Raw genomic sequence first — 21,645 nt, 5'->3', positions numbered from 1 at the left:
CAGTGACGTTTTTGTGAACGGACGTGTCTTCAACGGTCATCTTCACCCGGTTAAATGCTCTAATCCCTCTCGGCCATTTCCTGCAGAAGAATCCTCATCCCTCATGGATATGAAAAAGCTCTGGATCGGCGCCCAGGACCTCTGGGGCGCCCTCGATCAACATCCCCTGCTGCACACCGGGCTGGCCCTGGCGTTGCTGCTGCTCGTCGCGCTGGTGCTCGGTCGGCTGGCGCGCTACCTGATCCTGCACGCCACCCGCCTGCTGGGCCGGCAACCGGCGATGCACTGGCTCAACGACCTGCGCCAGAACAAGGTGTTCCACCGCCTGGCGCAGATGACCCCGTCGCTGGTGATCCAGTTCGGCCTGTACCTGGTACCGAACCTGGGCAAGACCGGCCTGCTGTTCCTCGGCAACCTGGCGCTGGCGGTGACCATCCTGTTCCAGATGCTGGTGCTGAGCGCCCTGCTCAACGCCCTGCTGGACATCTACGCGCGTACCGAACACGCCCGCACCCGCTCGATCAAGGGCTACGTGCAGTTGGCGAAGATGGTGCTGTTCGTGCTCGGCGCCATCGTCATCGTCGCCACCCTGATCGACCGCTCGCCGCTGTTGCTGCTGTCAGGTCTGGGTGCCATGTCGGCAGTGATCCTGCTGGTCTACAAGGACACCCTGCTGTCGTTCGTCGCCAGCGTGCAACTGACCAGCAACGACATGCTGCGGGTCGGCGACTGGATCGAGATGCCCCAGGTCGGGGCCGACGGCGACGTGGTCGACATCACCCTGCACACGGTCAAGGTGCAGAACTTCGACAAGACCATCGTCTCGATCCCGACCTGGCGGCTGATGTCCGAGTCGTTCCGCAACTGGCGTGGCATGCAGCAGTCCGGTGGGCGGCGGATCAAGCGCAGCCTGTTCATCGACGCCAGCGGCATCCGCTTCCTGCATGACGACGAGGAACAGCGCCTGGGCCAGGTGCGCCTGCTCACCGACTACATCGGCCGCAAGCAGGCCGAGCTGAAAACCTGGAACGAGGCCCAGGGCAACGTCGCCGCCATGTCGGCCAACCGCCGGCGCATGACCAACCTCGGCACCTTCCGTGCCTATGCCCTGGCGTACATCAGGAACCACCCGGAAATCCAGCAGAACATGACCTGCATGGTCCGCCAGATGCAGACCACGGCCCAGGGCGTGCCGCTGGAGATCTACTGCTTCACCCGCACCACCGTGTGGGCCGACTACGAGCGGATCCAGGGGGATATCTTCGACTACCTGCTGGCGGTGTTGCCGGAGTTCGGCCTGAGCCTGTACCAGCAGCCGAGTGGCGGCGACTTGCGGGCGGGGATGTTGCCGGCGCTGCTGGGGGCCAGCCATGTGCCGGAGCCGCAGAGCCGGGCCCTGTAGGAGCCGGCTTGCTGGCGATGGCGTCCCACCGGGACGCCAAGGTGCCCCCTCGGCAGCGGGCATAGACGAACGCTCTACGTGAAACAGAGCGCTCGGCGCAATGATCACCTGTCAGGCAAGGAAATCGGCAAAGGCCTTGTCCTGTTCCAGCACCAGGGGCAGCTTGTCGAACAGCGCGTCGAGGTCGACGCCGTCGAACAACGGGCCGCCCAGGGCGTTGCGCGCCTCGGCATTCGGCCCGCCGTGCTGTTCCAGGGCATCGCAGATTTCCATGGCCTGGGCGGTGACCCGTGCGTAGGGCTGGCCCTCGGGGGCCAGGTGCGGCTGGGCCTGGTAGCGGATGGCCGACTGGAGGGTCAGCGGCAGGTTCCAGCGCTTGCCCAACTCCGCGCCGACTTCCGGGTAGCCGAAGCCCAACTGCTGGGTTTCGCTGGCGGCACGACTGGTGGTGCCACTGGCACCCTTGATGCGCGCGGCGTAGTCCGGGGCGCCGGTCTGGATCAGCAGCTCGCCGATGTCGTGCATGACCCCGCAGGTGAACGCCACTTCAGCATCGAGCCCGGCCTGGCGGGCCAGCAGCCGGCTCACGCTGGCGACCTGGAAGCTACGCCCCCAGAACACCTTGAGGTCGAAGCCCGGCGCCGACTTGAACGCCCCGGTCACGGCCGAAGCCAGGACCAGGGTGCGCAGCACGTTGAAGCCCAGGCGCATCGCGGCGTCTTCGATGCTGGCCGACTCGCGGGCACCCTTGAAGCGCGCCGAGTTCGCCAGGCGCAGCACCTTGGCGGCAATGACCGGGTCGCGCTCGATGTTGCGCGCGACCTTTTCCAGGCTTTCATGGGGGTTGTCGAATTGCTGGACCAGTTCCAGGGCGACTTGGGGAATGCTGGGAAGGCTATGCAACTCCGCAAACAGCGTCTCGATATCCATGGCAAGGGTCTCTTCGTCCGGTGGAGACTCTTTACGATAGGCAATTTTTCGCCGTCTGCACGTCGCCTTCGAATACCGCCGCAAAGCCGAAAAAAAGGGTTCCCATCAGCAGATTCGGCAGCCCTGGGCGGTGACAGGCCATGGGAAACCATGCGCCTGCTGAAGTTTTGAAATAGTTTTTCCTTCCCTGGGCCGAATCCTGGATCGGGTTCGATGGCAGTTATAGCAGATTGCCAGCAAGTCGATTCCTACAAGGAGCGTTGCAGGCTGGCAGGCCGACGCACGCCCAGGCGGCTGATCCAGACGGCGGCCAGAATGACGCCGCCGCCCACGAACAGGCGCAGCAGGTCTTCCTGCAGGTTCCAGATCAGCAGGTTCATCAGCAGACCCACCGGCACGTGCAGGTTGTTCATCACCGCCAGGGTGCCACCGTTGACCAGGCAGGCGCCCTTGTTCCACCAGTACATGCCCAGCGCGGTACTGATCACGCCGAGGAAGCCCAGTACCAGCCACTGCGGGGTACCGTCCGGCAGATAGCGGGCCTTGCCGAACAGCAGGAAGGCCGGCAACGCCACCGCCAGGGCACCGAGGAAGAAGTAGCCGAAATGCCGATAGTGCGGCTGGTCGCTGGGGTGGCGCGCCACCAGGTGCTTGTACATGACCTGGCCGGCGGCATAGGTGAAGTTGGCCAGTTGCAGCAGCACGAAGCCCATGAAGAAGTCCGGGTTGATCCGGTCGTAGCGAATCACCGCCGCACCGCTGACCGCCACCAGGGCCGCGACCAGCGCCCAGGGGTTGAAGCGCCGGTTGAGCGCGTCTTCGATCAGGGTCACGTGCAACGGGGTGAGAATGGTGAACAGCAGGACCTCCGGCACGGTCAGTACGCGGAAGCTCAGGTACAGGCAGACGTAGGTGATGCCGAACTGCAGGGCGCCGATCAGCAGCATGTCGCGCATGAAGGCCGGCGGCACCTGGCGCCAGCGGGTCAGCGGGATGAAGATCAGCCCGGCCAGCACCACCCGTACCAGCACCGCGAAGTAGCTGTCGACATGGCCGGCGAGGTATTCACCGATCAGGTTGAAGGAAAACGCCTGGATCAGCGTGACGATAAGCAGGTAACCCATAAATGCCCCATAGATGTGGTGACCAAGCCCGATTCTTGTAGGAGCAGGGCTTGCCCGCGAAGGGGCCCCTGAGGCCGCTAGAAGCTTCGCGGGCAAGCCCGGCTCCTACAGGATCGGGGCGCCTTCGAGCAAGTCGTGCCATTGCTGAAAGGATCGGGAATGTCGCCCCCCAAAGAATGGCCGCGACCTTAACGGCTTTTGCGCCACGCGGCCATAAAAAAACCCGATCGGGCAGCGGGGCCGGATCGGGTTACATGCACTCAGGAGCAACCAGTGCAAAGGGAGGTTCGATGCGCAAACAACATGAAGGGGCTGTTTGATGAACTTGCAGACAGTTAACCCCTTCGCGATTAGCTGAAGATTAAGACCTCAGGCAATCTGGGCCAGACGGGCTTTCGCCTGGTTCAGGCCCTTCTCGTGGAGGTCGCCGCCCATGTTCAGGCCTTCGGCATGGATGAAGTCCACGTCATGGATGCCGATGAAGGCCAGCACCTGGCGCAGGTAGGGTTCCTGATGATCGTGGGTGCCACCGGCATACAGCCCGCCACGGGCGGTCAGCACGTAGGCTTGCTTGCCGGTCAGCAGGCCCTGAGGGCCGGTTTCGGTGTACTTGAAGGTCACGCCGGCACGCAGCACGTGGTCCAGCCAGGCCTTGAGGGTGCTGGGGATGGCGAAGTTGTACATCGGCGCGGCCAGCACCAGCACGTCGGCGGCCAGCAGTTCGTCGGTCAGTTCGTTGGAGCGCTCCAGAGACGCCTGTTCTATCGCATTGCGCTGTTCCTGCGGCTTCATCCAACCACCCAGCAGGTTGATGTCCAGATGCGGCACCGGGTTCTGCGCCAAGTCCCTTACAGTGATTTCGTCGGCGGGATGCGCGGCTTTCCACTGGCTGATGAATTGCTGGGTCAGTTGACGGGAAACCGAGTCTTGCTGGCGGGCGCTGCTTTCGATGATCAGTACGCGGGACATGGGAAGTGCTCCATCGGTGAAGGCGTTAAGTCGATGGAGCAAAGATTAAACAGGACTATATCGATTAAAAAGCGGAAAAATCTGCTTCAATCTATCTATAAATTTGTTAATAGAAAGCGCATGCTTGTCGGTAACCCGCCCGTGCTTTCATTTCGCCGTGCAGCTGAGGTTCATTCGCAGCCGGATGATCTTGCGGTTGAACTTGGCGGTGACGTTCACGGTTTTCCCGGCCGATACCTCCACCTGGCGGGTCTTCGGCGCCTCGGGACCGTTGATGAAGACCACCTTGCACACCGCATCGGTCTTGCCGTAGTTGTTCAACTGGAGGGAGCCGATGTCCTGGTCGGTGTCATGGGCCGTGTAGTCGATGCTCAGGCCATTGAGCTGTTTCTCGACATCGATCGGGTAGGCAAGGGCACTGACCGGCAGCAGGGCCAGCAATACGCAACAGAACTTTCTCATTCGACGGTCTCCAATGTGGACCGCCAGCTTAGGACAAGAGGAACCCAACTTGAAAGCGCCCCGCGTGACCCTCGATCAATGGCGAACGTTGCAGGCCGTGGTCGATCACGGAGGCTTCGCCCAGGCGGCCGAAGCCCTGCACCGCTCGCAGTCGTCCGTCAGCTACACCGTGGCCCGCATGCAAGATCAGCTCGGCGTGCCGCTGCTGCGCATCGACGGGCGCAAGGCGGTGCTGACCGAAGCCGGCGAGGTGCTGTTGCGGCGCTCGCGGCAACTGGTCAAGCAGGCCAGCCAGCTCGAGGACCTGGCGCACCACATGGAGCAGGGTTGGGAGGCCGAGGTTCGCCTGGTGGTCGACGCCGCCTACCCCAACGCCCGGCTGGTGCGGGCGCTGACCGCGTTCATGCCGCAGAGCCGCGGTTGCCGGGTGCGTCTGCGCGAGGAAGTGCTGTCCGGGGTCGAGGAGGTGCTGCTTGAAGGCGTCGCCGACCTGGCCATCAGCAGCTTCAATATCCCCGGCTACCTGGGTACCGAAATGAGCGCGGTGGAGTTCGTTGCCGTCGCCCATCCGGAACACGCCCTGCACCGCCTGCAACGGCAACTGACCTTCCAGGACCTGGAAAGCCAGCTGCAGGTGGTGATCCGCGACTCCGGGCGCCAGCAGCCACGGGACGTCGGCTGGCTCGGCGCCGAACAGCGCTGGACCGTCGGCAGCCTGGCCACCGCCGCCACCTTCGTCGGCAATGGCCTGGGCTTCGCCTGGCTGCCGCGCCACCTGATCGAGCGGGAAATCCGCGAAGGGCTGCTCAAGCAACTACCCTTGGATCAGGGCGGCAGCCGCCACCCGACGTTCTTCCTGTACTCGAACAAGGACAAACCCCTGGGGCCGGCCACGCAGATTCTCGTCGAGCTGCTGCGCACTTTCGACACCGCGCCGCTGGACGCACCGTTCGCCGCGCCCCTGCAAGCCTGACAGGACGTTGACCGATGGCCTATTTCGAACACGACGGTTGCCTGCTGCACTACGAAGAGCATGGCCAGGGTACTCCGGTGCTGCTGGTCCACGGCCTGGGCTCCAGCGGCCAGGACTGGGAACTGCAGGTGCCGGTACTGGCCGAGCACTACCGGGTGATCGTCGTCGACATCCGTGGCCACGGCCGCTCCGACAAGCCGCGCCAGCGCTACAGCATCGCCGGCTTCACCGCCGACGTGGTGGCGTTGATCGAGCACCTGGAGCTGGGCCCGACACACCTGGTGGGCCTGTCGATGGGCGGCATGATCGGTTTCCAGCTGGCGGTCGACCGCCCCCGGCTGCTGCGCAGCCTGTGCGTGGTCAACAGCGCCCCGGAGGTCAAGGTACGCAGCGCCAACGACTACTGGCAGTGGGCCAAGCGCTGGAGCCTGGCGCGCCTGCTGAGCCTCAACAGCATCGGCAGGGCCCTCGGCTCCATGCTGTTCCCCAAGCCGGAACAGGCCGAACTGCGCCGCAAGATGACCGAGCGCTGGGCCAGCAATGACAAGCGCGCCTATCTCGCCAGCTTCGACGCCATCGTCGGTTGGGGCGTGCAGGAACGACTGTCGGCGATTACCTGTCCAACCCTGATCGTCAGCGCCGACCGGGACTACACGCCGGTCTCGCTCAAGCAAAGCTATGTCAAACTTATTCCCGATGCCCGACTGGTAGTCATCGCCGACTCCCGTCACGCTACCCCACTGGACCAACCCCAGGTCTTCAACCGGACCCTGCTCGAGTTTCTGAGCGCAGTCGAAACCACCACCCAGGATCACTGAACCATGCTGAAAAAAATCGCCCTGTTCACCGGCTCCGTCCTGTTCGCCGCCAACCTGATGGCCGCCACCGAGGCGACCAAGGCGCCTCACGTGCAACTGGTGACCACCAACGGCACCATCGAAATCGAACTGGACCCGGTCAAGGCGCCGATCAGTACCAAGAACTTCCTGTCCTATGTGGACAGCGGTTTCTACAACAACACCATCTTCCACCGGGTGATTCCGGGCTTCATGGCCCAGGGCGGCGGTTTCACCGCGCAGATGGTGCAGAAACCGACCCAGGCGCCGATCCGCAACGAAGCCAGCAACGGCCTGCACAACGTGCGTGGCACCCTGGCGATGGCGCGGACCTCGGACCCGAACTCGGCCACCAGCCAGTTCTTCATCAACGTCAAGGACAATGACTTCCTCGACCCGGGCCGCGACGCCGGCTACGCGGTGTTCGGCAAGGTGGTCAAGGGCATGGAGGTGGTCGACATCATCGTCAACTCGCCGACCGCCAACAAGCAGGGCATGTCCGACGTGCCGGTGGACCCGGTGTACATCAAGTCGGCCAAGCGCATCGACTAACGGCAGCAGCCGGCCGCGGGCAGGAAGCCCCGGCCGGCGCGGCTTCACCTCCAAGGAGAGCCCGATCGACGGGCATCAGACCCCATGCTCTATCGTCGCTTTGAACAACTGATCGACATCTTCCGCGACGCTCCCACCGCCGCGCCTCCGAACAAGGTCCTGCCCTTCTACCTGTATTACCTGCGCCAGGTCTGGCCGAGCTTCGTCGCCCTGCTGATCGTCGGGCTGTTCGCCGCGCTGATCGAAGTGGCCCTGTTCAGCTACCTGAGCCGGATCATCGACCTGGCCCAGGGCACGCCCAATACCGAGTTCTTCTCGGTGCACGGCGGCGAGCTGCTGTGGATGCTGGTGGTCGCGCTGGTGCTGCGGCCAATCTTCTTCGGCCTGCACGACCTGCTGGTGCACCAGACCATCAGCCCGGGCATGACCAGCCTGATCCGCTGGCAGAACCACAGCTACGTGCTGCGCCAGAGCCTGAATTTCTTCCAGAACGATTTCGCCGGGCGCATCGCCCAGCGCATCATGCAGACCGGCAACTCGCTGCGCGACTCCGCCGTGCAGGCGGTCGATGCGCTGTGGCACGTGCTGATCTACGTGATCAGTGCGCTGGTGCTGTTCGTCGAAGCCGACTGGCGCCTGATGATCCCGCTGCTGCTGTGGCTCGCCGGCTACTGCGGTGCGCTCTACTACTTCGTGCCGCGGGTCAAGCAGCGCTCGGTGGAGTCCTCCGACGCGCGCTCCAAGCTGATGGGGCGGATCGTCGACGGCTACACCAACATCACCACCCTGAAGCTGTTCGCCCACACCCATTTCGAGCAGCAGTACGCCCGCGAGGCGCTGGTGGAGCAGACCGAGAAGACCCAACTGGCATCACGGGTGGTCACCAGCATGGACGTCGCCATCACCAGCATGAATGGCCTGCTGATCGTCACCACCACCGGCCTGGCGCTGTGGCTGTGGACGCAGTCGCTGGTGTCGGTCGGCGCCATCGCCCTGACCACCGGCCTGGTGATCCGGATCGTCAACATGTCCGGCTGGATCATGTGGGTGGTCAACGGCATCTTCGAGAACATCGGCATGGTCCAGGACGGCCTGCAGACCATCGCCCAGCCCATCACCGTCACCGACCGCGAACAGGCGCCACGCCTGGCGGTGAGCCGTGGCGAGGTGCGTTTCGAGCATGTCGATTTCCACTACGGCAAGCGCAGCGGAGTGATCTCGGACCTCAACCTGACCATTCGCCCGGGCGAGAAGATCGGCCTGATCGGCCCTTCCGGGGCCGGCAAGTCGACCCTGGTCAACCTGCTGCTGCGCCTGTATGACCTACAGGGCGGGCGCATCCTGGTGGACGGCCAGGACATCGCCCAGGTCGCCCAGGAAAGCCTGCGCGAGCACATCGGCATGATTACCCAGGACACCTCGCTGCTGCACCGCTCGATTCGCGACAACCTGCTCTACGGCAGGCCGGATGCCAGCGATGCGCAACTCTACGAGGCGGTGCTCAAGGCCCGGGCCGACGAGTTCATTCCACTGCTCTCGGATGCCGAGGGGCGAACCGGCTTCGATGCCCATGTCGGCGAGCGCGGGGTGAAACTCTCCGGCGGCCAGCGCCAGCGCATCGCCATTGCCCGGGTACTGCTCAAGAACGCGCCGATCCTGATCATGGACGAAGCGACCTCGGCGCTGGACTCGGAAGTGGAAGCGGCGATCCAGGAAAGCCTGGAAACACTGATGGAAGGCAAGACGGTGATCGCCATCGCCCACCGCCTGTCGACCATCGCCCGCATGGACCGCCTGGTGGTACTGGAGCATGGGCGCATTGCCGAAACCGGCAGCCATGCCGAGCTCTTGGCGCGCGGCGGCCTGTATGCGCGCCTGTGGCAGCACCAGACCGGTGGCTTCGTCGGGATCGACTGAGCGTGCCCTCGAGGGTCAGGCCTGCCGGTAAGGCAGCGCCGCCCTCGCCTGCTCGGCATATTCCAGGATGCCGACCCGCTCCCGTTCGAGGAAATCCGCCACCGCCGCCTTGAGGCCGGGGTGGCGCAGGTAGTGCCAGGAGTGGGTGATCACCGGTTCGAAGCCGCGAATCAGCTTGTGCTCGCCCTGGGCTCCGGCATCGAAGCGTTTCAGGCCCTGGGCGATGGCGTAGTCCATGCCCTGGTAGAAACAGGTCTCGAAGTGCAGGCGGTCGAACTCCGCCAGGCAACCCCAGTAGCGCCCGTAGAAGCTGTCGCCGCCGATCAGGCTGAAGGCCATGGCCACCGGCCGCCCTCCCTGATGGGCCATGACCACCCGGATCGCCTCCGGCATGCGTTCGGCCAGCAGGCTGAAGAACGCCCGCGTCAGGTATGGCGCCTGGCGCCGCACCGCGTAGGTGTTGGCGTAGCAGGCGTAGACGAAGTCCCATTGCGCCTGCGTCAACGCCCTGCCCTCCAGCCACTCGAACTCGAAACCCTGGGCCAACACCTGCTCGCGTTCCTTGCGCATCTGCTTGCGTTTGCGTGAGCTCAAGGCGTCGAGGAAATCCTGAAAATCCCGGTAGTCGCGGTTCTGCCAGTGGTACTGGCAACCCAGGCGCTGCAGCCAGCCCGGTTGCCCGGCCAGGGCGGCATCGGCCAGGGCGTCGGTGAAGTTGATGTGAGCGCTGGACAGTTCCTCGATCTCCAGATAGCCCGGCAACGCCGACAGCAACTCGACACCGTCCTCGGCGCTGGCCGCCAGCAGCCGTGGGCCGCCGACCGGGCTGAACGGCACGGCGGTGAGCAGCTTGGGGTAGTAGGCGATACCGGCACGCAGGCAGGCGTCGGCCCAGGCATGGTCGAACACGTACTCGCCGTAGGAGTGCCACTTGCGATAGCTGGGCAACGCGGCGATCAGCCGCCCCTGCTCGATATGCAGCAGATGCTCCGGCTGCCAGCCGGAACGCTCGCCGAGGCTGCCGCTGTCCTCCAGGGCGCTGAGGAAGGCGTGACGCAGGAAGGGTTGCCCCGACGGCACCAGCGCATCCCAATCCTCGGGCGCGATCTCGGCAAGGCTTTGCAGGCGTTGTAACGGCATCGATATCCCCAGGGCAGGTGCATTCGCCGGGGCAGTATCGCGCAGGGAGAGGAGATTAAAAACTATTTCATTGGACTGGGGACGGGGGTGGGAACACCATGGTGCAACGAGTTCAGACAGACGTTGCAGAGATGATTTGCGGATGATGGGCTAACGGGACTTGTAGCGATTGTGGGGGGCCTCTTCGCGGGTAAGCCCTGCTCCTACAGGGCAGCGCCGTGTGCAGGACTCGTGCAAGACGCGACTCTGTAGGAGCAGGGCTTGTCGGGGCGCCGAACCGCCGCGAAGACGTCCGTAATGACAGCGCAAAAGGCAAAAAAACGCCCTGCCGGCAGTGTGCCGAGCAGGGCGTGAAGTGAAAAAGAGCTTACACAACAGTGCTTACAGCAGTGGAATCGAGTAGCTGACGATCAGGCGGTTTTCGTCCTGGGTGCTGGAAGCCACGGCCGAGTTGGTACGCCACATGGCGTTTTTCCAGGCAAAGCCCAGGTTCTTGAAGGTGCCTTGCGGGATCACGTAGGCCAGGCTGATGTCACGCTCCCACTCGCTCTGGTCACCCGCGGCGTTCTGGATGTTGTCGCCGTGCAGGTAGGTCACGCCGGCGGTCAGGCCAGGTACGCCAACCTTGGCGAAGTCATAGGCGTAGCGAGCCTGCCAGGTACGCTCGCCAGCACGGGCGAACTTCTGGATCTGGGCGTCGGTGATGGTGCTGTTGGACGAACCGTCACCCTGGTTCAGCCAAGGGAAGTCGCTGTCACCCTTGGTGTACTGGTAGCCGGCACCGAAGGTATGACCTTCGATCGAGTACAGGGCCAGGTAGCTGTACAGGTCGTTGTCGACCTTGCCCTTGGTACGGCTGTTGGCTGGCTTGTCATCGTAGTAGCCCGTGGTGAAGTAGGCGCTGGTATCACCATTGGCACCGTTGTCACGGCTGCGGTAGTAGCGCAGGTCGCTCTTGAGTACGCCAGGGCCGATTGCCCAGTTGTGCACCAGGCCCAGGAAGTTCTGCGAGTAGAAGTCCTTCAGCTCGCCGTGGTAGAACGAAGCGGTCAGGTCCTTGGTGATCTTGTAGTCGGCACCACCGTAGTAGAACTTGTTGCTGCGACGGCCGCTCGAGGTCGGGCTGTTGGCACCGGCGAGGGACAGGCCTTCGTCGTTGCTGGAGTTACGGCCCTTGGCCGCTTCCACCTGGCCAGCGACCAGGGTCAGGTCCTTGATTTCGTTCGACTTCAGCTCGCCACCGGTGAAGGTCTGCGGCAGCAGGCGACCGTCGTTGTACTTGATGACCGGGTTGTTCGGCATCAGGGTACCGACTTTCAGTTCGGTCTGCGAAACGCGCACCTTGCCAGTCACGCCCAGGCTGCCGAAATCGTTGACGGCCTTGGCGTTCTTGCCATCGGTGGATTCGGCCGGGAACATGGTGGTGCCGTAGGAAGTGGTGGTGGCGCCGTTGGTGCCACGACCGGAATCCAGGCGAATACCTTCCAGAGCGATCACATCCAGACCGAAACCGACGGTGCCCTGGGTGTAGCCGGAGTTGAAACGCAGGTCGAAGCCCTGGCCCCATTCCGACACCAGGCTCTGGGCCGGCTTGCCGCTGCGGTTGTCGGTGTTGATGTAGTAGTTACGCAGACCCAGGGTCGACGTAGCACCTTCGATGAAACCTTTGGCGTCAGCCTGGCTCTCGGCAAATGCTTGTTGGGACAAAACCCCTACGGCCACTGCCAGGGCCAAGGTGCACTTGTTCATTGTTTCGCTCCTCTGGATTCAAACGCTTCGGGTCTTTTTTGCGACGTCCGCTGTCATCGTGCGGGGGCACGGCTGTTGCCGGGGACTGACCCGCTTTGTTGGGAGGGAATCTTGGCGTGGGGTTATTTCAGGACCGTTGCCTTTATATAAAGCTTTTATGACAGCGGAACTTTTTCGAGCCGACAGAAAAAAGCGCAAAGTCCCGGTTTACGGGGCTTTGCGCTTTCAGTAGTGGCTTTTTGAGACTATCGCGACGCTGTCTTTTTCCACATGCCGCCGCTCGATCAGCGCTTGCGCAGAATCACGCTGCCAATCGAATAGCCGGCACCGAACGAACTGAGCACTGCCAGGGAACCGGCCGCCAGATCGTCCTGGTTCTTGTGGAACGAGATCACGGAACCGGCCGAACTGGTGTTGGCGTAGGTGTCGAGGATCACCGGGGCTTCCTCTGCGGTGGCGTCGCGACCCAGCAGTTTCTTGACGATCAGATGGTTCATGCTGAGGTTGGCCTGGTGCAGCCAGAAACGCTTCACGTCGCCGACATTCAGCTGGTTCTCCTGCAGGTGCTCGCTGATCAGCTCCGCCACCATCGGGCAGACATCCCGGAACACCTTGCGCCCTTCCTGGACGAACAGCTTGTCGCGGGCGTCGATCCCCTCTTCTCCCGCGCGGTTGAGGAAGCCGAAGTTGTTGCGGATGTTGTTGGAGAACTGGGTCAGCAGCTTGGTGCTGACGATATCGAACTGGTGGGCCGAGGTGGCCAGGTCCGCCCGTTCGATGATCACCGCCGTCGCCGCATCGCCGAAGATGAAGTGGCTGTCGCGGTCGCGGAAGTTCAGGTGGCCGGTGCAGATCTCCGGGTTGACCATCAGGATCGCCCGGGCCTGGCCCAGTTGCACGCTGTTGCAGGCGTTCTGGATGCCGAAGGTCGCCGAGGAACAGGCGACGTTCATGTCGAAACCGAACCCCTGGATACCGAGGGCTTCCTGGACCTCGATGGCAATCGCCGGATAGGCGCGCTGCAGGTTGGAGCAGGCGACGATCACCCCGTCGATGTCCGCGGCGGTCCTGCCGGCCCGTTGCAGGGCCTGTTCGGCGGCGGCCACGGACATCTGGCAGAGGATCGACCACTCGTCATTGCTGCGCTCGGGCAGGCGCGGCTTCATGCGCCGCGGATCGAGAATGCCGTCCTTGTCCATGACGAAGCGGCTCTTGATGCCCGAGGCCTTTTCGATGAAGGCGGCGCTGGACTCGGTCAAGGCCTGAACCTCGCCGCGCTCGATGGCCGCCGCATTTTCTTCATTGAACTGTTGTACATACGTATTGAAAGAGTGCACCAGCTCTTCGTTGGAAATGCTGTTGGCCGGGGTGTACAGGCCGGTGCCGCTGATGACGACGTTATGCACGGTCGTTCCTCTATGTTCTGTTCAGGCAGAAGGCATTGGTACAGTCGTACCAACATGTAAAAAGGCCAACCCCTGACAACGGGGATGACGCCGGGTGGTTTTCTTGCGGCTCAATCGCTGAACCGGGCATTTATCCGCGAAGTGTGCCATAAACACGGGAGTTTGGCCCATTGTGAAGATCAATGGGCCTTTGCCCATGGTCAGGCTTCCACTTGACTCCACTGCTTGTTCAGGCGCTTGTCCGAGATCGGTGCCCGGGTCCCCAACTGCTGGGCGAAGAGCGAGACCCGGTACTCCTCCAGCCACCAGCGATACAGTTCCAGTTGCGGGTCGCGCTTGCCTTCCTGGGCATGCTTGGCCGCGCGGGCCTGGTACTGGCTCCACAGGCCGCCCAGCTCGGTACTCCAGACCCGATCCTTCTGCACCTGGGCCGGCAGCTTCTCCAGGCGCAACTCGATCGCCTTGAGATAGCGCGGCAATTCCTTCAGCCAGAGCCCCGGCGTTTCCCGGACGAACCCGGCGTAGACCAGGTGGCTCAGTTGCTGCTTGATATCGTTGAGCGCCACCGCCTGGGCCAGGTCGATCTTGCCCTTGAAGCGCTTCTGCAGGCCGTGCCAGAGCTTGAGGATCTCCAGGGTCAGGCGTGCCAGGCGCTCGGCATGCTCGGTCCAGTGGCCGCGCTTGCGCTCGGCCAGGGACGCCAGGCCGGCACCGTCGCGGGGCAGCGGGTCTTCACCGTCGAGGATGCAACTGTCGAGGCTGGCCAACAGGATGTCTTCCACCAGCGCTTCGACACGACCCAGCTCGCGATACAGCAGGCCCAGCTCGGTCAGGCCCGGCAGCTTGCCGCGCAGGAACTTCGCCGACTCGGCCAGTTGCTGCAGCAACAGCCGCTGCAACGCCCGACGATGCTGGAACTCGGCTTCGGCCGGGGTGGAGAAGCGCCCTTCCTTGACCGTACCCGCCTCTTCCACCAGTGCCGGATAGACCGTCATCGACAGGCCGGCGATCTTCTGCTGGGTGGTCTCGGCGACAGCGGCGAAACCCTTGGCTTCCACCGGCTGCTGGCTTTTCGCGGTTTGCGGCACGGCCAGCGCCGCCTGGCTGGCCTGGGCGAAGCGCGCGGTCAGTTCCGCCAGGTCACGGCCTTCGCCGAGGAACTTGCCCTGGGCGTCGACCACTTCGAGGTTCATCTTCAGGTGGCTTTCCACCTGCTGCGCCGCTTCGGCCCAGGCCTCGTCGCTGACCCGCGCGCCAGTCATGCGCAGCAGCTCACGCCCCAGCGCCTGGGGCAGCGAACCCTCGGCGAAGTCGATGCGTTGCAGCGCCGCCTTGACGAAGTCCGGCACCGGCACGAAGTTCTTGCGCAGGGCCTTGGGCAGGTTGCGTACCAGGGCGATGCACTTGGCCTCGATCAGGCCCGGCACCAGCCACTCCAGGCGCTCGGCGGGCAACATCGGCAACAGCGGCGCCGGCACGCGCAGGGTCACACCGTCGCGGGGGTGGTTGGGTTCGAAGTGATAGCTCAGCGCCAGGGTCAGATCGCCCAGATGCAGGGTGTCCGGGTACTGCGCGGCGGTGACTTCACTGGCCTCGCGGGCCAGCACGTCTTCTTCGCGCATGATCAGCAGTTGCGGATTCTTCTGGCTGTGGACACGGTACCAGCTGTCGAAGGTCGCGGTCTGGTGGATCTCCGCCGGCAGGCGCGCGTCGTAGAAGGCGAACAGGGTTTCCTCGTCGGCGAGGATGTCGCGTCGACGGGCCTTGGCCTCCAGTTCATCGAGCTGTTCGAGCAGGCGGGTGTTGGCGCCCAGACACTTGGCCCTGGACTGGATTTCGCCGCGCACCAGCGCCTCGCGGATGAACAGTTCGCGCGAAACCACCGGGTCGACCGGGCCGAAATGCACCGGCCGCCGGCCGACCACGATCAGGCCGAACAGGCTGATCTGCTCGAAGGCCACTACCTGGCCGCGCTTCTTCTCCCAGTGGGGTTCGAAGTGGTTCTTCTTGATCAGGTGCCCGGCCAGCGGCTCGATCCAGTCCGGCTCGATCTTGGCGACCATGCGCGCATAGAGCTTGGTGGTTTCCACCAGTTCGGCGGTCATCAGCCACTGCGGCCGCTTGCGGCCCAGGCCCGAGGACGGGTGGACCCAGAAGCGCCGCTGGCGCGCGCCGAGGTAGTCGCCTTCCTCGGTCTTCTGGCCGATCTGGCTCAACAGGCCGGACAGCACCGCCTTGTGCAGCTTGGGATAGTCGGCCGGTTCCTTGTTGATCGCCAGTTGCAGGTCGCGGCAGATCAGCGCCAGTTGGCGATGGGAGTCACGCCATTCGCGCATGCGCAGGTAATTGAGGAAGTTCTTCCGGCACCAGTTGCGCAAGGCACTCGCCCCGAGGGCTTGGCGCTGCTCCTCGAAACCGCGCCAGACGTTGATCAGCCCGGCGAAGTCCGAATCGGCGTCCTTCCACTGCGCGTGGGCCTGGTCGGCGGCCTGCTGGCGCTCGGGCGGGCGCTCGCGCGGGTCCTGCACCGACATGGCGCTGGCGACGATCAGCACTTCCTGCAGGCTGCCGAGTTTGGCCGCCTCCAGCAGCATGCGGCCCATGCGCGGGTCCACCGGCAGGCGCGCCAACTGGCGGCCGAGCGGGGTCAGCTGGTTGTCGCGGGTAACCGCCGAGAGTTCCTGCAGCAGGTTGAAGCCGTCGCTGATGGCCTTGCCGTCCGGCGGCTCGATGAACGGGAACGCGGTGATCTCGCCCAGGCGCAGGTGCAGCATCTGCAGGATCACCGCCGCCAGGTTGGTGCGCAGGATTTCCGGATCGGTGAACTCCGGCCGGCCGTTGAAATCCTCTTCGCTGTACAGGCGTACGCAGATCCCCGGTTCGACGCGCCCACAACGGCCCTTGCGCTGGTTGGCGCTGGCCTGGGAGATCGCCTCGACCGGCAGGCGCTGGACCTTGGCGCGGTAGCTGTAGCGGCTGATACGCGCGGTGCCGCTGTCGATCACGTAGCGGATGCCCGGTACGGTCAGCGAGGTTTCCGCGACGTTGGTCGCCAGCACGACCCGACGCCCCGCGTGGGACTGGAAGATCCGCTGCTGCTCGGCCGGTGTCAGCCGCGCATATAAAGGAAGAATCTCGGTGTGCTTGAGCTGGGCCTTGCGCAGCATCTCGGCGGCATCGCGGATCTCGCGTTCGCCGGGCAAAAACACCAGCACGTCGCCGGGGCTCTTGCGCTCATGGCGCTCATGGGCGGCGATCTCGTCGAGGGTGGCGAGGATCGCCTGATCGACGGTGAGGTCGTCCTCGACCCGGTTGCCTTCCTCGTCCTGCTCGGAAGTCATCGGCCGGTACCAGGTCTCCACCGGGAAGGTGCGCCCCGACACCTCGACGATCGGTGCATCGTTGAAGTGCTTCGAAAAACGCTCCAGGTCGATGGTCGCCGAGGTGATGATCACCTTGAGATCCGGGCGCCGCGGCAGCAGGGTCTTGAGGTAGCCGAGCAGGAAGTCGATGTTCAGGCTGCGCTCGTGGGCTTCGTCGACGATGATCGTGTCGTAGCGTTCGAGGTAGCGATCGTTCTGGGTTTCCGCCAGCAGGATACCGTCGGTCATCAGCTTGACCAGGGTGTTGGAATCGCTCTGGTCCTCGAACCGCACCTGGTAGCCGACCAGGCTGCCCAGCGGTGTCGCCAGTTCCTCGGCGACCCGGCTCGCCACGCTGCGCGCAGCGATACGCCGCGGCTGGGTATGACCGATCAGGCCATGCTGGCCGCGGCCGATTTCCAGGCAGATCTTCGGCAACTGGGTGGTCTTGCCCGAGCCGGTCTCGCCGGCGATGACCAGTACCTGGTGCTTGAGCAGCGCCGCCTTGATCTCGTCGCGCTTGGCGGCGATGGGCAGGCTGTCGTCGTAGCGAATCGTCGGCACGCTCTGGCGCCGCGCCGTGACCAGGGCGCAGGAAGCCTGCATTCTCTCGACCCACTGAGCCAGCCTGGCTTCATCGGGTTTCTTGCGCAGGTCGAGCAACTGCCGCCGCAGGCGGTGGCGGTCGGCGATCATGGCAAGGTCGAGGTTTTTCAGCAGTTGGTCGATAGTGGGCGATTCGTCGGTCATCGGCTCGGCAAGGGTCGTCTATGTAGGCAGGGGGCGGATTGTCGCAGATTTGCCCCCCTCTGTGGCGAGCCCGCCTTGGCCAAGCCTACTCGTTGTCCAATGCCCGCCGCCGATACGGGAACACATCGATGACCTTGCCGGCGAGAATCGCCTCCTGCAGTCCCTTCCAGTAATCGGCGTCGTACAGCTCGCCGTGCAACTGGGCGAACAGCCGGCGCTGGCCGATATCGGCGAACAGGAAGGGCGGGAACTCCTCGGGGAATACGTCCAGCGGACCGATGGAGTACCAGGGCTCGGAGGCCATTTCGTCCTCCGGGGTGCGCGGCGGCGGGATATGGCGAAAGTTGGCTTCGGTGAGGAAGCAGATTTCATCGTAGTCATAGAACACCACCCGGCCATGGCGGGTGACCCCGAAGTTCTTCAGCAGCATGTCGCCGGGGAAGATGTTCGCCGCCGCCAGTTGCTTGATCGCCAGGCCATAGTCATCCAGCGCCTCGCGCACCTGGGCTTCGTTGGCGTTGTCGAGGTAGAGGTTCAGCGGGGTCATGCGCCGCTCGGTCCAGCAGTGGCGGATCAGCACCGTCTCGCCCTCGACCTGCACGGTGGACGGCGCCACCTCCAGCAACTCCTCAAGGCAGGCCGGATCGAACTTGCCCAGGGGGAAACGGAAGTCGGCGAACTCCTGGGTATCGGCCATGCGCCCGACCCGGTCGACGCTCTTCACCAGCCGGTACTTCTCGATCACCGTGGCCCGGTCGACGTTCTTCGAGGGCGAGAAGCGGTCCTTGATGATCTTGAACACCGTGTTGAAGCCCGGCAGGGTGAACACGCTCATGACCATGCCACGCACCCCGGGCGCCATGATGAAACGGTCGTCGGTGTTGGCCAGGTGGTCGATCAGCGCCCGGTAGAACTCCGACTTGCCGTGCTTGTAGAAACCGATCGAGGTGTACAGCTCGGCCACGTGCTTGCCCGGCAGGATGCGCTTGAGAAAACCGACGAACTCCGCCGGCACCGGCACATCGACCATGAAATAGGAACGGGTGAAGGAGAAGATGATCGACACCTCGGCCTCGTCGGTGATCAAGGCATCGATACGGATCCCGCGGCCCTCGCGGTGCAGGAACGGGATCACCAGCGGCCACTGCTCGTCGTGAGTGTAGATGCGCCCCACCAGGTAGGCGCCCTTGTTGCGATAGAGCACCGAGGAAAACAGCTCGACGCTCAGTTCCGGGTCCTTGCACACCCAGTCCGGCAGGCTTTCGCGCAGTTGCGCTTCGAGGCGCCGCAGGTCGCCGGACAGGTCGGCGTAATCCTCGCTGAAGCGATAGTCGGTGAAGATCCGTTCGAGCATGCCCGACAGTTCGCCCTGCGGGCGATAGATCCGCGTCTGCGCCGCCCGCGCGCGCCGCAGGGACGGCCGGGTGGTGTGGATGAACATGCAGCCGTCGCTGATCAGGTCGTGACTGAACAGGCTGCAGAAGGCCGAGTTGTACCAGGTTTCCGCCAGTTCATCGTCAAAGCGCACATCGATCAGGCTGATATAGGCGCTTTTCACCAGCGGCCAGATGCCCACATCGAGCAACGACTCGGCCTCGAACCCGGCCCGCAGCCGGGCATTGACCTCGGCGACCTTCTCTTCGTAAAGATTGATCCGCGCCGCCGATGCCGCCTGCGCCTCCTGCCAGCGTGCGCCCTCGAAGCGGGCACGGGCGCCATCGGTGATCTGGCGAAAATGCTCGCGATAGTTATCGAAGCCATCAAGGATCGTACGGGCGATATCGGCGGCCGGCCATTGCTGCGGCATAGTCAAACCTCTGCGGGATTTTTCGTTCGTTGTTCTGGTCGCGAGCCCGTTGAGCTTAGAAGCCTGTCATCGTGTTGTGCAACCTTGCCCTGAACGTAACATCCCGACACACTTGCTCGCCCTAGCCTGCCAAGGAAGCCCACCGTGAATCCCGCCGATATCGTCCGCATGTTCAGCCTGGCTGCCGTCTGGGGCGCCAGCTTCCTGTTCATGCGCATCATTGCCCCTGTGTTGGGTGCGTTTCCCACTGCGTTCTTTCGTGTATCGATCGCGGCTGTCGGCCTTCTGGCGATGCTCGCGCTGATGCGCGTGAAATGGGACTTCAAGGGCAAGTTCAAGGTCTGCCTGCTGCTCGGGGTGATCAACTCGGGGCTGCCGGCGACCCTGTATTCGGTGGCGGCCAAGGTGCTGCCGGCCGGCTACTCGTCGATCTTCAACGCCACCACGCCGTTGATGGGGGTGCTGATCGGCGGCCTGTTCTTCCACGAAAAGCTCACGCTGAACAAGCTGCTGGGGATTTTCCTCGGGCTGTTCGGTGTGGCGGTGCTGACCCGGGCCGGCCCGGTGACCTTCGACCTCGACCTGCTGCTGGGTGCGGGCGCGTGCCTGCTCGCCACCACCAGCTATGGCTTCGCCGGTTTCCTGACCCGGCGCTGGCTCGACCATCAGGGCGGGCTCGACCCGCGGCTGTCGGCCCTGGGCAGCATGTTCGGTGCGACGCTGGTGATCCTGCCGTTCTTCGCCGCCAGCGCCATCACCCAGCCGCCGGCAAGCTGGGGCGGCCCTGAAGTCTGGGGTGCGCTGCTGGGGCTCGGCCTGATCTGCACGGCGTTCGCCTACATCGTGTATTTCAAGCTGCTGAGCAATATCGGGCCGGTGAAATCGATGACCGTGACCTTCATGATCCCGGCATTCGGAGTGTTGTGGGGGGCATTGTTTCTCGATGAGCCGCTGTCGATGGCGCATCTGTACGGCGGGGTATTGATCGCGGTGGCGTTGTGGCTGGTGTTGAAGCCGGCGGTGGCGAAAGCCGGCGCCGTGGCGCAGCGGTAACGCTGCAGGGAATTTGAGGGCCCATTCGCGGGCAAGCCCGGCTCCTACAGATTGTGGGTCGCACGGAGCGACGCCATCCTGTAGGAGCCGTGCTTGCCCGCGAATGCTCCGGAACAGGCACAACAGCACCAGGCTGCCGTACCCGTTCCACAGGCGCCTCAAGCCGCCTTGCGGAACACGAACACAAGGCCGACGATGATCAGCCCCATCCCCAGCATGCTCAGCAACGCCAGCCGGTTACCGAAGATCAGGTAATCCATGACCGCCGTCACCGCCGGCACCAGGTAGAACAGGCTGGTGACATTCACCAGATTGCCCCGGGCGATCAGCCGGTACAGCAACAACGTCGCCAGCACCGACACCACCAGCCCCATCCACAGCACCGGAATGATGAAGCCACTGCCGGTCTCGACATGAAACGGCTGGAACGGCACGAACACTCCGCACAACAGCAGCCCGGCCAGGTACTGCACCGGCAGCGTGCCGAGGGGATTGTCGGTGATGCGCTTCTGCATGATCGAACCGAAGGTCATGCTCGCCAGCGCCAGCAGGCCGAAGAGCATCCCGGCCAGCGACATGCCCGCCAGGCCGATGCCCTGGTAGACCACCAGGATCAGCCCCGCCAGCCCCAACCCGAGACCGAACATCCGGCTCCAGGAGCGCTGGCGTTCCATCAGCACCGCCGTGAGGATCGGCTGCACGCCCATGATCGTCGCCATGACGCCCGGCGTGACCTTCAGGTCCAGCGCCAGCAGATAGAAGATCTGGTAGGCGCCGAGCAACACCAGCCCCGTCGCCGCGGCATAACGCAGCGGCTTGCCGCCTTTGGGCAACTTGAACTTGAGCAGCGGGACCAGCAACAGCAGGCCCAGCAGGGCAATGGAAAAACGCACCAGCAGAAAGGCGAACGGCGAGGCATGGGCCAGGCCCCACTTGGAGAAGATAGCCCCGCTGCTCCAGAGCAGCACGAACAGACTCGTCGAAGCCGCCGCAGTCGCGGATTGCTTTGAAATGACCAACATGGATACCACCTGTGATTCAGGCAAATGCCAACTCAGCTGTGAAGCTGAAGATTCAGTAGGTTTTTTCAGGCGGGCAGGCAGGAAAACAGCAACGCTGGCTGATCAGCCCCGAATGCCAACGACGCCTGGCGGTGATACGACGGCGCACACCGGCGTGCTACTGACAGGTGGTGGGTAATGACTGATCTGCA

At 63.9% G+C, this 21,645-nt stretch carries 16 protein-coding genes; 6 read left to right on the top strand and 10 right to left on the bottom strand.

Annotated elements, in window-relative coordinates:
• Positions 1-103 precede the first annotated feature (103 nt).
• A complete protein-coding gene (locus ACMGT0_RS09150; protein WP_054058313.1) occupies positions 104-1,402 on the top strand; it encodes a mechanosensitive ion channel family protein in 1,299 nt (432 codons plus the stop codon).
• A 111-nt stretch (positions 1,403-1,513) separates the two neighbouring features.
• On the opposite strand, the gene ACMGT0_RS09145 is transcribed toward ACMGT0_RS09150, so the two are convergent.
• From ACMGT0_RS09145 to ACMGT0_RS09130, 4 genes are all read right to left on the bottom strand, one after another.
• Positions 1,514-2,332, bottom strand: coding sequence for an HDOD domain-containing protein (locus ACMGT0_RS09145; RefSeq protein ID WP_054058314.1), 819 nt, complete (start codon positions 2,330-2,332; stop codon positions 1,514-1,516).
• Between the two features lie 248 nt (positions 2,333-2,580).
• Positions 2,581-3,456: a carboxylate/amino acid/amine transporter gene (locus ACMGT0_RS09140; protein ID WP_416772300.1), complete on the bottom strand. Its 876-nt coding sequence runs from the start codon at positions 3,454-3,456 to the stop codon at positions 2,581-2,583.
• A gap of 369 nt (positions 3,457-3,825) precedes the next feature.
• Positions 3,826-4,425 (bottom strand): FMN-dependent NADH-azoreductase, encoded by a 600-nt coding sequence (locus ACMGT0_RS09135; protein WP_054058316.1) that lies wholly within the window; start codon positions 4,423-4,425, stop codon positions 3,826-3,828.
• Positions 4,426-4,572: 147 nt separating this feature from the next.
• A complete protein-coding gene (locus ACMGT0_RS09130; protein WP_054058317.1) occupies positions 4,573-4,887 on the bottom strand; it encodes a hypothetical protein in 315 nt (104 codons plus the stop codon).
• 49 nt (positions 4,888-4,936) lie between these two features.
• On the opposite strand from ACMGT0_RS09130, the gene ACMGT0_RS09125 reads away from it, so the two are divergent.
• The 4 genes from ACMGT0_RS09125 to ACMGT0_RS09110 all read left to right on the top strand — a co-directional run bounded on the left by ACMGT0_RS09125 (position 4,937) and on the right by ACMGT0_RS09110 (position 9,165).
• The gene (locus ACMGT0_RS09125; protein WP_054064042.1) at positions 4,937-5,860 is read left to right on the top strand and encodes a LysR family transcriptional regulator; all 924 of its coding nucleotides are present in this window, start codon (positions 4,937-4,939) and stop codon (positions 5,858-5,860) included.
• Between the two features lie 14 nt (positions 5,861-5,874).
• Positions 5,875-6,678, top strand: coding sequence for an alpha/beta fold hydrolase (locus tag ACMGT0_RS09120; protein ID WP_054058318.1), 804 nt, complete (start codon positions 5,875-5,877; stop codon positions 6,676-6,678).
• A 3-nt stretch (positions 6,679-6,681) separates the two neighbouring features.
• Positions 6,682-7,248: a peptidylprolyl isomerase gene (locus tag ACMGT0_RS09115; protein WP_054064041.1), complete on the top strand. Its 567-nt coding sequence runs from the start codon at positions 6,682-6,684 to the stop codon at positions 7,246-7,248.
• A gap of 84 nt (positions 7,249-7,332) precedes the next feature.
• On the top strand, positions 7,333-9,165 hold the full coding sequence (locus tag ACMGT0_RS09110) for an ABC transporter ATP-binding protein (RefSeq protein WP_054058320.1): 1,833 nt from the start codon (positions 7,333-7,335) through the stop codon (positions 9,163-9,165).
• Between the two features lie 15 nt (positions 9,166-9,180).
• On the opposite strand, the gene ACMGT0_RS09105 is transcribed toward ACMGT0_RS09110, so the two are convergent.
• From ACMGT0_RS09105 to aceK, 5 genes are all read right to left on the bottom strand, one after another.
• A complete protein-coding gene (locus tag ACMGT0_RS09105; protein ID WP_416772296.1) occupies positions 9,181-10,305 on the bottom strand; it encodes a GNAT family N-acetyltransferase in 1,125 nt (374 codons plus the stop codon).
• Between the two features lie 381 nt (positions 10,306-10,686).
• The gene (locus ACMGT0_RS09100) at positions 10,687-12,054 is read right to left on the bottom strand and encodes an OprD family porin (RefSeq protein ID WP_054058322.1); all 1,368 of its coding nucleotides are present in this window, start codon (positions 12,052-12,054) and stop codon (positions 10,687-10,689) included.
• 284 nt (positions 12,055-12,338) lie between these two features.
• Positions 12,339-13,460 carry a beta-ketoacyl-ACP synthase III gene (locus tag ACMGT0_RS09095; protein WP_054064040.1) on the bottom strand — a complete coding sequence of 374 codons (1,122 nt, stop codon included), beginning with the start codon at positions 13,458-13,460 and terminating at the stop codon, positions 12,339-12,341.
• Between the two features lie 200 nt (positions 13,461-13,660).
• Complete coding sequence (gene hrpA / locus ACMGT0_RS09090) at positions 13,661-17,572, bottom strand: ATP-dependent RNA helicase HrpA (RefSeq protein ID WP_416772293.1); 3,912 nt, start codon at positions 17,570-17,572, stop codon at positions 13,661-13,663.
• Positions 17,573-17,657: 85 nt separating this feature from the next.
• Positions 17,658-19,379 (bottom strand): bifunctional isocitrate dehydrogenase kinase/phosphatase, encoded by a 1,722-nt coding sequence (gene aceK / locus ACMGT0_RS09085; protein WP_054058325.1) that lies wholly within the window; start codon positions 19,377-19,379, stop codon positions 17,658-17,660.
• Positions 19,380-19,523: 144 nt separating this feature from the next.
• Here aceK and ACMGT0_RS09080 point away from each other — a divergent pair, with 144 nt between their 5' ends.
• A complete protein-coding gene (locus tag ACMGT0_RS09080) occupies positions 19,524-20,432 on the top strand; it encodes a DMT family transporter (RefSeq protein ID WP_416772291.1) in 909 nt (302 codons plus the stop codon).
• 158 nt (positions 20,433-20,590) lie between these two features.
• Here ACMGT0_RS09080 and ACMGT0_RS09075 read toward each other — a convergent pair whose 3' ends face one another.
• Positions 20,591-21,454, bottom strand: a complete 864-nt coding sequence (locus ACMGT0_RS09075; protein WP_054058326.1) for a DMT family transporter — start codon at positions 21,452-21,454, stop codon at positions 20,591-20,593.
• Between the last annotated feature and the right edge of the window lie 191 nt (positions 21,455-21,645).

It is taken from the genome of Pseudomonas sp. RHF3.3-3 (genome assembly GCF_048069595.1).
Lineage (GTDB): Bacteria > Pseudomonadota > Gammaproteobacteria > Pseudomonadales > Pseudomonadaceae > Aquipseudomonas > Aquipseudomonas fuscovaginae_B.
The sequence above is the reverse complement of the archived record's forward strand: the minus strand, read 5'-3'. Positions and strand labels throughout refer to the sequence as shown.

Bases quoted from the DNA above. Each gene is read 5' to 3' on its own strand.
- ACMGT0_RS09150 (WP_054058313.1), top strand. From the start codon at position 104: ATGGATATGAAAAAGCTCTGGATCGGCGCCCAGGACCTCTGGGGCGCC.
- ACMGT0_RS09145 (WP_054058314.1), bottom strand. From the start codon at position 2,332: ATGGATATCGAGACGCTGTTTGCGGAGTTGCATAGCCTTCCCAGCATT.
- ACMGT0_RS09140 (WP_416772300.1), bottom strand. From the start codon at position 3,456: ATGGGTTACCTGCTTATCGTCACGCTGATCCAGGCGTTTTCCTTCAAC.
- ACMGT0_RS09135 (WP_054058316.1), bottom strand. From the start codon at position 4,425: ATGTCCCGCGTACTGATCATCGAAAGCAGCGCCCGCCAGCAAGACTCG.
- ACMGT0_RS09130 (WP_054058317.1), bottom strand. From the start codon at position 4,887: ATGAGAAAGTTCTGTTGCGTATTGCTGGCCCTGCTGCCGGTCAGTGCC.
- ACMGT0_RS09120 (WP_054058318.1), top strand. From the start codon at position 5,875: ATGGCCTATTTCGAACACGACGGTTGCCTGCTGCACTACGAAGAGCAT.
- ACMGT0_RS09115 (WP_054064041.1), top strand. From the start codon at position 6,682: ATGCTGAAAAAAATCGCCCTGTTCACCGGCTCCGTCCTGTTCGCCGCC.
- ACMGT0_RS09110 (WP_054058320.1), top strand. From the start codon at position 7,333: ATGCTCTATCGTCGCTTTGAACAACTGATCGACATCTTCCGCGACGCT.
- ACMGT0_RS09105 (WP_416772296.1), bottom strand. From the start codon at position 10,305: ATGCCGTTACAACGCCTGCAAAGCCTTGCCGAGATCGCGCCCGAGGAT.
- ACMGT0_RS09100 (WP_054058322.1), bottom strand. From the start codon at position 12,054: ATGAACAAGTGCACCTTGGCCCTGGCAGTGGCCGTAGGGGTTTTGTCC.
- hrpA (WP_416772293.1), bottom strand. From the start codon at position 17,572: ATGACCGACGAATCGCCCACTATCGACCAACTGCTGAAAAACCTCGAC.
- aceK (WP_054058325.1), bottom strand. From the start codon at position 19,379: ATGCCGCAGCAATGGCCGGCCGCCGATATCGCCCGTACGATCCTTGAT.
- ACMGT0_RS09075 (WP_054058326.1), bottom strand. From the start codon at position 21,454: ATGTTGGTCATTTCAAAGCAATCCGCGACTGCGGCGGCTTCGACGAGT.